General features: G+C 64.1%; 7 protein-coding genes. 6 read left to right on the forward strand and 1 reads right to left on the reverse strand.

Going from position 1 to position 12,534, the window contains the following annotated elements; genetic code table 11:
- Positions 1-152 precede the first annotated feature (152 nt).
- The 3 genes from VGY55_15830 to VGY55_15840 all read left to right on the forward strand — a co-directional run bounded on the left by VGY55_15830 (position 153) and on the right by VGY55_15840 (position 6,548).
- Positions 153-1,709 carry a hypothetical protein gene (locus tag VGY55_15830; GenBank protein HEV2971445.1) on the forward strand — a complete coding sequence of 519 codons (1,557 nt, stop codon included), beginning with the start codon at positions 153-155 and terminating at the stop codon, positions 1,707-1,709.
- Positions 1,710-1,920: 211 nt separating this feature from the next.
- Positions 1,921-4,284 carry a HEAT repeat domain-containing protein gene (locus VGY55_15835; GenBank protein ID HEV2971446.1) on the forward strand — a complete coding sequence of 788 codons (2,364 nt, stop codon included), beginning with the start codon at positions 1,921-1,923 and terminating at the stop codon, positions 4,282-4,284.
- Positions 4,285-4,331: 47 nt separating this feature from the next.
- Entirely contained in the window at positions 4,332-6,548 is a 2,217-nt protein-coding gene (locus VGY55_15840) for a penicillin acylase family protein (GenBank protein HEV2971447.1), read from the forward strand.
- Positions 6,549-6,558: 10 nt separating this feature from the next.
- On the opposite strand, the gene VGY55_15845 is transcribed toward VGY55_15840, so the two are convergent.
- Positions 6,559-8,061 (reverse strand): extracellular solute-binding protein, encoded by a 1,503-nt coding sequence (locus VGY55_15845; GenBank protein HEV2971448.1) that lies wholly within the window; start codon positions 8,059-8,061, stop codon positions 6,559-6,561.
- Between the two features lie 180 nt (positions 8,062-8,241).
- Between VGY55_15845 and xylB the strand changes: the two genes are divergently transcribed.
- From xylB to VGY55_15860, 3 genes are all read left to right on the forward strand, one after another.
- The gene (gene xylB / locus VGY55_15850; GenBank protein HEV2971449.1) at positions 8,242-9,774 is read left to right on the forward strand and encodes a xylulokinase; all 1,533 of its coding nucleotides are present in this window, start codon (positions 8,242-8,244) and stop codon (positions 9,772-9,774) included.
- 11 nt (positions 9,775-9,785) lie between these two features.
- Positions 9,786-10,742 carry an ornithine cyclodeaminase family protein gene (locus VGY55_15855; GenBank protein ID HEV2971450.1) on the forward strand — a complete coding sequence of 319 codons (957 nt, stop codon included), beginning with the start codon at positions 9,786-9,788 and terminating at the stop codon, positions 10,740-10,742.
- Between the two features lie 136 nt (positions 10,743-10,878).
- Positions 10,879-12,297 (forward strand): aldehyde dehydrogenase family protein, encoded by a 1,419-nt coding sequence (locus VGY55_15860; protein ID HEV2971451.1) that lies wholly within the window; start codon positions 10,879-10,881, stop codon positions 12,295-12,297.
- Positions 12,298-12,534 lie beyond the last annotated feature (237 nt).

The following is a 12,534-nucleotide window of genomic DNA, read 5'->3' on the forward strand; positions in this document are numbered from 1 at the left end:
GGATTCTGGCAAATCCAGCGTCCGGACGACGCTAGCAGCAGCGGCTACGATCTTGACATTGCTGGCCTAAGCGATGTACTCTAGACGATGCGGTCACGTCGCAACAGTCGATACGCACTTGTCTTGCGTCGAACAGTGAGGGGAGGCTTTCCATGACACGATGGGATTTTGGTTGTAGGTGCGCGCCTGCGGGCGCGGTGAAGGTCGTCGCGCTCTCGGCAATGGCCGTTGGCTCGATGGCGCTTTGTTTCGTCAGCGCTGGAAAAGTTCATGCTCAGGCCGGAGCTGCTCCGCTGAAGGCGGATGCCGTTCAAATGGGTCCATACCTCGAAATGGCGCTCGACCCGCCGACGCTACGCGGTTGGGGAAAGGCGTTGGGAAGGGATTCTTTGGCGGCCACCGTCAAACCCATGGTAAGGGGCGACGTCCCGGCGGACTACGATCAGATCGACACGTTCTACAAGAAGCAGATGTTTCCGCAGTTTACGCTGTTCACGGAACCGGGCGCGAACGTGGTAGTTCTGGATTCCAAGGATGCCGAGTTCTTCCAGAATACCCGGCTGGTGAAAATGCGCGAGATCTTTTTTTCGCAATTCCTAAACCCCGCGATCGATCAACTGGTTTTCGAGCACGTGGAGGATTTAGCGATCGCATCGATGAGCGAAATCGCCAAGAACAACTATCATCCGTTGGCCAGATACCACGCCGTGCTGCTCTTGGCGGGCCTGCATCAGTTCAAGCAAAGCGACAAGCCATACGCGAAAACCTGGCCGGTGTTCGTCGATTGCCTCGATTCGATCGACCCGGTGAAGATCGCCGGGATGAACGCGATTCTCCATTACGTAAAGGCGGGCATTCCCGGCATTCAGCAAGCCCAAATCATCACGAAGCTGGAAAAGCTCCTCGCCGATAAGACCGTCGCCAAGGGAGAAACGCCCGAGGGGCACGATTGGGTCCGCTGCAAGGCGATGGACGTGATCCTCGCGATCGGCGAGCCGGCCGTGAGCGCCAATGTAGTCGCTGATCTGGTTGCGATTTTGAACGACCCGCAATCGTCCGTCGAATTGTCGCGCGCGGCGGCGAAGACCTTGGGCAGCCTTCCGCCTGCCGCGTTGGCGCAGCTTGATCTGTCGACTCTGGCGGCGAGCATCGGCCGAGTGGCCGTGAGCGCTGCGCGGGCTGAATTGGCTCGCGCGGAGGCGTTGGCATTCCAGGCGCCGCTGCCCGTCATTAGCAACGCCGCTAATGGCAATGGCGGCAACGCGAACTTCAACCCCCGTTATCGCGGTGCTGTCCCGGCTCCCGATGTAGCCGCCGCCGATGCCGCACCAGCCCCGCCGGTTCAACAATACGTTTCATTGCCGCTGTTGCGGTCTCAGTTGAAGGCGCTTGAGGCGAGTTTGATAGGCCCGGCCCCTGCGACCGGTGCTAAGGGTCCGACCGGGGGATTGGCGCTGGCGGCCAACGGCACGCCGCATGCGCAGAATGTCGCCCGAGTGCAGGAGGGTCTAACGGCACTGATCGCGGCTTGTGACGACAAAGTGACCGATTACGACACTCTCAAGCTACAGATCGCGAAGGGCGCCGACGCCCTCAACGCGAAGCTCGGCAACGCAGCGGCGGCGCCGGCGGCCGAGAAAGCCGCGGGTGGGGATGTGTTCGGTCAACCAGATAAGTCGGCGCCGGTAAAGGCGGCCACAGTGAAATAGCGGAATTGGGAAATAGCGAGAATATCGCCGCCGACGGGAAGTGGCGGCGCGAGTTGGCCGAGCAAAAGGATTTGCATTGGTGAAGCTTCAAGACTGTTTTGATCCGTTGGGTGCCATGCCCACGGCTCGGCGTGGGCATGGACGCCATCGGCGCATGGCCACTCAGGGCAGTGGCCATGGCACCCGTCAAATCAGATTTAGAGCTTCATTGGTGGCTTTGCTTCGCTCAATTAGCCGCGGTTTTTGGCGACCGTGCTGCATTGCCGCTGCGACGCTGGCGCTCCTCGCGGCGTCGGGCTGCCATCCGTGGTGGTCCGCCGCGGCGGATTCAGCGGTCTCCCCAATCGCCGATGACGCCCCTCTGCGGCACCAAACGCAACGTGATGTCGCCGGCGCGCGAAGCACCTCGGAAACCAAACCTAAACGCGCCGCAAGCGACAATCTCGATCCGCTATCCAATCCATTCTGGATATCAGACTCGGGAAGCGCTGAGCTTGCGGAAACGATCGCCGCCGCTCGCGGGCAAGCCGGCGCTCCGCTCGTTGCAGCAAGCATCTCAGCCTCCGGATCGCAACAAGGCTCGCAGACTGCCGCAACCGGCGGCCAACATCATTGGCGACATCCGGCCTTGGAAAAACTCATGGAGCAGTCGCCGGATCGCCGCTTCGATCTCCAACGGGCGCTGGCATCGTCCGATCCAATCGCCGCCGCCAACGCGGCCATCCTGCTTGCCCGAGCAGGCAGTTCGGCGGGCGATGCGGAACTCGTCCGCGCGATCCGATCTTCGACGACGAACCTCCGGCAGCGCTGCGCTGCGGCGGAGGCGCTGGCCGACGTCCGCCAGCCAGCAACTGTGCTGCAACTGCAACATCTTGTGGATGAGTTCGGCGACTTTTCTCCCACGGAACTGCACAATTACGGGCCGGAATTGCACGCCGATCTGCTGCGGTCGTTGACCCGCGCGGAATCGAGAGCCGACGTGATCCCGGCTGGCGGCGAGCCGCGGATCGTCGCGGCGCTGGCGAGTCCGGCGGGCATCGTGCGCCGCGAGGCGCTCTTGGCATTGGCCGATTCGAAACTCGGTCCGCTGCCGGCGAACATCACGCGGCTGGCGACCGATGAGGACCGTCAAGTGCGCGCGGCGGCCGTTGTCGCGATCGCCGCCCGGCGTCATTGCCAAGCGATGGAAGTATTGCGGCGGGCGCTGGCCGATCAGGACCTCGACGTGCGGCTGGCGGCCGTCGCCGGATACGGCCTGCTCGGCGGCGCCGACGCGACGGCCGAATTGAAGCGATTGTCGACGAACTCCGCTGAATTGATCCGCGCCGCCGCCTACGACTCGCTTGTCGACGGAAACGATCCCGACGTGCGCGCGGCGGGTGCGGCGGATAAATCGTGGCGCGTGCGCCGCGTCGTCGCCGCCGCTCTGGCCCGGGATTCGAATCGCAGGTCGGTTAGCCTCGCCGAGCAACTGGTCGCCGATGGCAATTTGGACGTGGCCCGGCAAACGATCGAATCCGTGGCGAATTGGCCGTTGGAGCAAGCCGGGCCGGTGCTAATGAAGGCCATGAGTGGGCTTTCGTATACGCCGCGCAAATTGGCCGCCGCCCAGCTCGCCGCGCGCTGGCCCCCGGCCGCGAGTTTTGAGGTCGACGCCCCGGCCGACCGGCGCGGCGTGCTGCTCGCCGAAATCGAGCGGCAGTGGAAAACGCAGTTTGAGGCCGCCGCGTTTCAACGGCTGGGGCACAGTACGTCGGCATCGGACACGCCCGAGCAGGCGGCGGAGAACGCGCGCGAGCTGGCTGCGGTCGAGCGGCTCAAGTCGGACGACCTCCGCGAGCGCCGCGCGGTGGCCGAGGACCTGCGCGGTGAATTCGGCTCTCGCCCGCTTTCGGAACCGGCGCTCGCACGCCTGGCCGACTTAATGACTCCGGAATCGGACCCGTTGGTTTGGGCGAGCGTTTTCGAGTTGCTGGCTTGCGACGCGCGCGAGCCATCGATCCGGCTGGCCTACGGGGCGCTCGGGCATTCGTCGCCGGAGGTTCGCCGCCGGGCGTGCGAGCACTTGGCGGCCCACCCCGACGCGCGGCACGCCCCGCTGCTGACGATATCGCTCGCCGATCCGGATCCAGCGGTGGTTGCGGCGGCGGTAAAGGCGCTGGGCCGGCTCAATTCGCTGGACGACACGAAGCCGCTCGCGCGATTGCTCGCGGATCCCGATCACGAATTGCGAGTGGAAGTGGCCAAAGCACTCGCGCACGCGGGAGCGGATTCGGGAATCGCCGCGCTCGAACGTCTGGCGTACGACGCCGATCCCCATGTGCGCCGGGCGGTGGCCGCCGCGATGGGCGAAGTGCCGGATGCATCGTTCTTGCCCGACTTGATTCATCTGCTCGACGATCGCCCTGAGGTATGCCGCGCGGCGCTGGCCAGCTTGCCGCGCGTGGCGGGGAACGCCATCCCGGCATCCGACTCGACGGCCGCCGCCGGATCATCGCCCGAAAGCGAGCCCCAGCGCTGGAAGGAGTGGTATCGCCGGCAAGCGACGATAGACTTAGACCAGCGAGCGCGGTAATCCTCCTCGCGCGCGCTCGTTGCAGTTTCGCTTTTTCGTGCTCAATCATGCGACCTTTGCCTCTCCGCCACGCACGCCGAAATCTGTCCGCCGCGCGTGACGAGTATGGCGTGCCGCATATCCGCGCCGCGTCGTGGTCCGACGCGCTCTACGGCTTGGGCTACCTGCACGGTCTCGATCGGCCGACACAGATGCTCTTCGCCCGAGCCATCGCCGACGGTCGCTCGGCCGAGTTGATCCGCGATCGAGCGGAATTGGCCGAGACCGACCGTTTCTTCCGCCGGGCTGGGCTGTTCTCGCGCGTCGAGGAAGAAAGTCGAGCGCTCGATCCGACTGTGCTCGCCGACGTTGCCGCCTATTGCGAAGGGGTCAACGACGGCATGCGCGATTCGGGACGGTCGCTGCCGATGTGGGCGACGGGGTTTCGTCCCAGTCCGTGGGTCGAGCAATCGGTCTTGCTGATCGGCAATTTGCTTAGCTTCGGCGGCTTGGCGGTCGGCCAGCAGCAGAACGAGCGGCTGATCCTCGAGTTGATCCAGGCGGGGGTCGATGACGCCCAGCTTCGCGAGCTGTTTTCGCCGCTCTTGGACGATGCCGATTTCGAGTTGTTGCGGCGGGTGAAGATTTCCAGCCAATTGTCCGACGAGGCCCTCGAGCTGATCACCGATCTGCCGCGGTTGGCCGGGAGCAACGCCTGGGCCGTCGCCCCGTCGCGCAGCGCGTCCGGCTCGGCCCTCTTGGCGTCTGATCCACATCTGGAGATCAACCGGCTGCCGGCGATTTGGTATGAAGCGGTGCTCCGCTGGGACGATCACTACGTGCTGGGGGCGACCTTGCCCGGTTGCCCGCTGTTTGCCGTCGCGCGCACCGAGTGGCTTGCTTGGGGCGTGACATATATGAAGGGGGACACGAGCGACTATTTCATTGAAGACTGCCGCCCCGGCGGAGCGACCGGCTGGCAATATCGCCGCGGCGAGCAATGGCTCGATTTCGCGCTCCGCGAGGAAACGATTCTGCACAAAGGCGGGGTCGCGGAATCGCTCCGCATCCACTCCAATCCGCAGGGCACTCTCGATGTCGATCCCGAGCCGACCGGGCCAGGGCTGTATCTCTCCACGGCTTGGACCGGAAACGAGCCCGGCGCGGGGCGCTCCATGGCCACTTGGGTGAAGATCATCGGTTGCCGAGACGCGGCCAGCGCCATGGACCTCGCACGCGAATGTGCCCAACCGACGCTGTGCTGGGTCTTCGCGGATCGCGACGGGCATATCGGTATGCAAGGTTGCGGCTGGTTCCCGAAGCGCGGCGAAGGCAACAGCGGGTTGCTCCCCGTGCCGGCGTGGGACGAGCGGAACCATTGGAAGGGCCGGTTGCCGGCGTCGCTACTGCCGCGGATTTACGACCCGCCCGAAGGCTTCGTCGCCACGGCCAATGAGAATGTGAATCCGCCCGGCGGCCCGGAGTTTATCACATTGCCTGTTCCCGCCCATCGCAAGCGGCGGATCGTCGAGCGGCTCTCCCAATTGCCCAAGGCGACCCTGACGGACATGCAGTCGTTGCAATACGACGTGATCAGCGTGCAAGCGCGGCGGCTGTTGGAAATCTTCCTGCCGCATTTGAACGGCACGGCGGTGACGTCGCGGCTGGCCAATTGGGATTGCAGCTATCACGCCGGCAGCCTCGAAGCGACATTGTTTGCTAGGCTCTATCGCAACGTGCTGTTGGAGATTTTCGGCGCCGCGCCGAATCGCAAAGGAGGCGGGATCGGCTGGCGGCGGATGCTTTATCTCTCGAGCCGCGCCGGCTTCTCCACGATGGTGATCACGCTGATCGACCGGCTGCTCGACCGCGAGACCTCGCTGTGGTGGAGTGATCGGGACAAAGGAGATCTGATTCGCCGAGCGGCGGAGCGGCTGACCGGCGAGGCGGACCAGCCCTGGGGCGAAGTGAACGCATTTCGCTTCGCCAATCGATTTTTTCCGCCGGAGCGCGTGGGCCGCGTGCTGGGATTCCACAGCCGCCAAATGCCGATGCCCGGCTGCCACGCGACGCCGTTTCAAGGGCATCTCCTGACGACCGCGAAGCGCGAGACGTCGTTTGCCCCGTCGTACCATTTCGTCACCGACCTCGGCACGGACGAGGCTTGGACCAATCTCCCCGGCGGACCCAGCGAAAGCCGCTTCTCGCAGTTCTACAAAAACGACATCATCCGCTGGCAAAGCGGCGTGTACAAGCGGCTGGCGGGAACGACGAATGACGAGTGATTCGTCGCGGTCATGGCTCCAAGCCCAGGCTGCGCGTGTATGCGGCGCGCTGCGAATCGAGGCCGATCCGGGTGGTGATCGCGCGCCAACGGTCGGCTGCTGAATTGAGCGCCTCGGCGGCGGATTGTTTCCCTTCGACGGCAGAGCGAACCGCGTCGTCCAACGCCGACATGTATTCGGCGTGGCCGGGAATCCGCGGCGACTCGAGCCACTGCGATTGCGAAAACGAATGAACGACCACTTCAGCATATTCTTTGGCGGCCGCGGGCGGAATCTGCGGCTCGACCCAGCGCCCCGGTTGGCCGAGATGAACGCGGCGAAAGAGCGTCGTTGCCGGGCTCGCCGGACAGATTTGCCCGCTCCATTCATCGCCCGACAGCCAGGCGAGCAATTGAAAGGCGAACTCGCCCGAGGCGCTTTCCTTCGCGACGGAACCGAGACGCCCGGAGATGGCGAGAAGCGGTACTCGGGAAACGGGACTCGGGACTCGTGTTTCCGAAATCGCGGATCGCGGATCGGAACTGTCGTCGGCTTGGAGGAGCTGCCACGACTTGGTCTTCGGACTGTAGACCTCGGTCGAGCCGGGGAGTTCGGCGAAGCCGGGGAGAACGGATTCGGGGTTGGGGCCTCGGGATTCGGCACTCAATCCAGAGGAAGAATCTGCGGCGGTCGGCCAGCTCATGGCCATGGTGCACTGGCCAGAGAGAAATGCACGGCGGGCTTCGGCGGGGGTGGCCGCGAGACAGGCGGCCGCGTTCGATTTTGCCGCGGCGACAAGTTCCTCGAGCGCGCGCACGAACGGTAGCGAAGCGATTTGCGGCGCCATCGTTTCGTTGTCGAAGAGAGTCGCGTAGTAGTCGCGATGCTTGGCGTATGCCGCCGCTCGGGCAAGTAGCACTCTTCCTGCCCAGCCGGAGGCGAGCGGCTCGAATGCCGCCGCCGACAATTCCGGCAGGTCTTTCTTGTGGTCGCCGAAGGACTCGATCAGCCGTTGGTAATCGGCCCAAGTCCTCGGCGGTGCGAGATGAAAACGGTCGAACAGATCGCGACGATAGAAGACGACGAACACCGGCGAGCCGAAGGGAATCGCATATGTTTGCTCTCCCCACTGGGCCTCGGCCAATCCGCCCGGCTCGAAGACTTCCGACTTGCGAAACCCTCCGCGCTCGAGCCATGCCGCGCTCAGCGGGCGGATCGAACCACGCTCGGCCAACGAGCCAAGTTCGTCGGCCGGGTAAATCACCGCGTCGGTCGCAAGCGGTTTGGCCGCGGACAGTTCCTCCACAGACATCTCGCGGATCTCGATATCCGCGCCCGAACGGGCTTTCCATTCTCCCTTCACGCGAGCGATCTGCTTCGCCAGCGCGGGATCGCCGACGACCGCTAGCCGCACGACGGCCGGGTGCGGCGGGGCCGAATTCGCCGGCGGCTCCAGCGGTTTCGGGCATCCGGTGAACAGCAGCGCGGCGGCCGCCAAGGCGATTCGGCAAGCCAGGGGTAAGGATGGTCGCATGATAATCGCATGGTAGGTTCTGTGTTTGCCCGCGGTCAATCCAGTGACTGGCGTCGCCGAGTTGCCGCGAGGCAGCCTTCTAAATCGGTTTGCTTGCGTTGCCGTTCGTCATATAGTTAGAATCGCGCCACATTCGCAACGATAACCGCGCTTCCCTTTCCCAACCCGATCGAGCAGGCGATGAGCGTTTTTCTCGGCATCGACATCGGCACGTCCGGCACGAAAACGCTGGCCATCAATCCCGAAGGAAAGATACTGGCCGAAGCGACCGAATCCTACCCGTCGTATCACCCCAAGCCCCTCTGGAGCGAGCAGGAGCCGGAAGATTGGTGGCAAGCGACGGTCAAGACGATCCGCGCCGTCGTCGCCAAAGGAAAGCTGAGGCCGGCGGATGTAAAGTCGATCGGCCTCTCGGGCCAAATGCACGGCTCCGTGTTTCTTGACAAGCAAGATCGCGTGATCCGCCGAGCGCTGCTATGGAACGATCAACGGACGTTTGCCGAGTGCGCCGAGATGGAGAAGCGCGTCGGCGGGCGGCGGAATTTGATTAAGCTCGTGGCCAACCCCGCGCTCACCGGCTTCACCACCCCAAAGATCCTTTGGCTGCGCAACCACGAGCCGCGTCATTTCGCGAAAACCGTCAAGGTGCTGTTGCCGAAGGATGACGTGCGGCGACGGCTCACCGGCGAATATGCGACCGACGTGAGCGATGCCAGCGGCATGCTGCTCTTGGACGTCGCCAAACGCGATTGGTCGAAGCCACTGCTTTCCAAGCTCGAACTCGATGCCAGCCTGTTCGCCAAGTGCTACGAGTCGGAAGAAATCACTGGCAAGCTCACGCGCACGACGGCGGCCGAGCTGGGCCTGACCACCAATTGCGTAGTCGTCGGCGGGGCGGGGGATTGCGCGGCAGGGGCGGTCGGCAACGGCATCGTCCGCAAGGGAGCGCTTTCCACATCGATTGGCACCTCGGGCATCATGTTCGTGCATAGCGACACGATGGAATTCGACCCCGCCGGCCGGCTGCACACTTTCTGCCACGCGGTGCGCGGCAAGTGGCACATGATGGGCGTGAGCCTTTCCGGCGGCGGCTGCCTGCAATGGTTCCGCAATCGGCTTTGCCAGGCCGAAGTCGCGGCGGCTGCGCTTGGCGGCGACGATTGCTACTCGATGCTCAGTCGCGAGGCGGCCGAAATCCCGCCCGGCAGCGAAGGGCTGTTCTTCCTGCCCTACCTTTCCGGCGAGCGCACGCCGCACGCCGATCCCAATGCCCGCGCCTGCTTCATCGGGCTAACGCTGGCCCACGGCCGCGGCCACATGGTGCGGGCCGTGATGGAAGGCGTGGCCTACGCCATGCGCGACAGTTTGACGATCATTCGCGACCTGGGTGTGCCCGTGCGTCAGATTCGAGCCTCTGGCGGCGGCTCGCGAAGCCCGCTCTGGCGGCAGATTCAGGCCGACGTGTTCGGCCAGAAGGTTGTGACCCTCAACGCCGAGGAGGGGCCGGCCTACGGCGTGGCTCTGCTGGCGGCGGTTGGGGCCGGCGCATTCAAAAATGTCGAAGAGGCCTGCGATGCCACGATCGAAGTGGTCAAGCAAACACCTGTCAATCGCCGCGCCGCCGCGTATTATGATCGTGGGTTCCCTCTCTATCAGAATCTCTACCGCTCGCTAAAGGACGATTTCAAACGCATCGCGGCGCTGGAAAGATAAAGGAACGAGCAATGCCGGCGCTTTATTTATCCGAAGCGGACGTGAACCAGTTGCTCGACATGCGGCTGGCGATCGAAGCGGTCGAGGAGGCGTTTCGACAGCTTGCCGACCGCAAAGCGTGCAACGTGCCGCGCGTGCGGGCGAAAGCCCCCGGTGTCGTGCTGCACACGATGAGCGCCGCCGCCGAATATCTCGGGCTGGCCGGTTGGAAATGCTATGCCACGACGCGCGCGGGCGCCCGGTTTCACGTTGGGCTTTACGACAGCCGTTCCGCCGACTTGTTGGCGATCATCGAGGCCGGGCGGCTCGGGCAGTTGCGCACGGGAGCGACGACCGCCGTGGCCGTCGAATGGATGGCCGTCATGGGCGCAAGCGAACTCGGCATGTTCGGCAGCGGTCATCAAGCCGAGACGCAGCTCGAAGCGGCCACGCTCGCCCGGCCGATCAAGCAGGCCTTCGTCTACAGCCGCAGCGAGACGAAGCGAAAGGCGTTTGCCGAACGGATGTCCGCGCAATTGAAGATCGATGTCGTTCCCGTCGATCGTCCGCAGGAAGCGGCCGAGGAATTGCCGATCGTGATCACCGCCACGACCAGCGCCGAGCCGCTGTTCGACGGAAACGCGCTCTCCGAGGGGACGCTCGTCTGCGCGATGGGATCCAATTGGCTGAACAAAGCGGAGATCGACACGAACGTGGTTCGCCGAGCCGATAACATCGTCTGCGATAGCATCGCAGCCTGCCGCCACGAGGCGGGCGATTTCGTTGCCGCGATCGAGAAGGGGGTCTTCGATTGGTCGCGCGCCGTCGAGCTGGCGGACGTCGTGAGCGGCAATGCGGTCGGCCGCAGCAATCGCGACAGCGTCGCACTGTTTAAATCGGTCGGCCTGGCGATTGAAGACGTCGCGCTCGGGGGCAAGCTACTGGATCTGGCCCGAGCCAAAGGCCTCGGCCGCGAATTGCCGTTTTGAACGCGTAAAAGGCATCGGATGAAACGCAATTTTCGCGGATTGGGTAGGGCACGTTGTGCCTGCTGACTCGAGTTGGGCTTGATTTCCTTCCGGCGCGCACAGCGTGCCCTACAATCGCTAAAAATTGAGGGTCGTCATGAAAATGTTCATTGGCGGTGAATGGGTTGATAGGCCGGAGAAGATCGAGGTCCGCAATCCGTTTGACGGGCAAGTGATCGACACGGTTCCGAGGGGAACGCCAGCGGATGTTGCAGCCGCGGTGACCGGCGCTGTCGAAGGGGCGCGGATCATGCGGCGCATGCCGGGATACGAGCGCTATCGCATCCTGTCGAAGGTAGCGCGGCTCATCGCCGAACGTGGCGACAAACTCGCCCGAATCGTGAGTCAGGAAGAGGGAAAGATTCTCGGCGAGAGCACGGTTGAGGTGGCCCGCGCGGTCGAGACATTCGAGCTTTCCGCCGAAGAAGCCAAGCGGCTCGGCGGCGAGGTGCTCCCACTAGACGGGGCGAGCCACGGGGCGGGCAAATTCGGCTTTACGCTTCGCGTCCCGTGCGGCGTGGTGGCCTGCATCACGCCGTTTAACTTTCCATTCAACTTGCCCGCCCACAAGATCGGCCCCGCGCTGGCCGCCGGCAATTCGGTGGTCTTCAAGCCGGCCAGTGACACGCCGCTCTCGGGGCTCGCGCTGGTCGAAATCCTGCTGGAAGCAGGCGTGCCGCCGTTGGCGATCGCTTGCGTCACCGGTCCCGGCGGCGCGCTCGGCGATGCGCTTGCATCCGATCCGCGCGTTCGCAAGATCAGCTTCACGGGCAGCCGCGACGTGGGCGAGGAAATCACCCGCCGCGCCGGCCTGAAGCGGATCACGATGGAACTCGGCTCCAATAGCCCGGTGATCGTGATGGACGACGCCGACCTGACGAAGGCGGCCGATGCGATCGTGGCCACCGGCTATGCCAACGCCGGCCAGGTCTGCATCTCCACGCAGCGCGTCCTCGCGATGCCGCGCGTTTATCGCGAGTTGGTCGAACTGCTCAAGCCGAAGGTGGCCGGCCTGCGCACGGGCAATCCGCTCGATGCGCAGACGAAGATGGGCCCGATGATCCGCACGTCCGATGCCGAGCGGGTCGAGAAATGGATCGGCGAGGCAGTCGCCAGCGGGGCCAAGCTCGTGGCCGGCGGCGGCCGCAAGGGCGCGCTGCACGAGGCGACGCTCGTGGCCGACGTCGATCCCGCGATGCGGATAAGCTGCGAAGAACTCTTCGGCCCGGCCGTCGCCGTGACCGCGGCCAACGACATCGACCAGGCAATCGCCCTGGCCAACGACACCCGCTACGGCTTGAGCGCCGCGATCTTCACGGAAAGCATCGACCGCGCCCTGCGCTTCGCGCGCGAAGTGGATAGCGGCAATCTGCACATCAACTGGGGCCCGCAATGGCGCGCCGACCTGATGCCCTACGGGGGCCTGAAAGAAAGCGGCTTCGGCAAAGAGGGCCCAAAATACGTCATCCACGAAATGACGGAGATGAAGACGGTGGTGATTCACGGGCTGAAGTGACAAGCGACGAGCGACCATTTGTCCGGGCCGCGCCGTGGGATTGGTTCTGCGCGTCCGACGAGCGCGACAATTTTTTTGGGCGGCCAATCGCTGGGTGAGCGCTTGGTTGCCCAAAGTCTAAGAACGTGTTTGAAAAGGTCTTGATCGTCGCGGAAATAAGCAGTATTTACACGCAGCGTTTGAAACTGGAGGAACTTTTCTCGCTTCGGAGCACCTGGCATGGAAGCCGTCTATCCC

This window comes from Pirellulales bacterium (assembly GCA_035939775.1).
Classification (GTDB): Bacteria; Planctomycetota; Planctomycetia; order Pirellulales; family DATAWG01; genus DASZFO01.

Coding starts and splice junctions, on each gene's coding strand:
- VGY55_15840 (HEV2971447.1), top strand. CDS start 4,332: ATGCGACCTTTGCCTCTCCGCCACGCACGCCGAAATCTGTCCGCCGCG.
- xylB (HEV2971449.1), top strand. CDS start 8,242: ATGAGCGTTTTTCTCGGCATCGACATCGGCACGTCCGGCACGAAAACG.
- VGY55_15830 (HEV2971445.1), top strand. CDS start 153: ATGACACGATGGGATTTTGGTTGTAGGTGCGCGCCTGCGGGCGCGGTG.
- VGY55_15855 (HEV2971450.1), top strand. CDS start 9,786: ATGCCGGCGCTTTATTTATCCGAAGCGGACGTGAACCAGTTGCTCGAC.
- VGY55_15845 (HEV2971448.1), bottom strand. CDS start 8,061: ATGCGACCATCCTTACCCCTGGCTTGCCGAATCGCCTTGGCGGCCGCC.
- VGY55_15860 (HEV2971451.1), top strand. CDS start 10,879: ATGAAAATGTTCATTGGCGGTGAATGGGTTGATAGGCCGGAGAAGATC.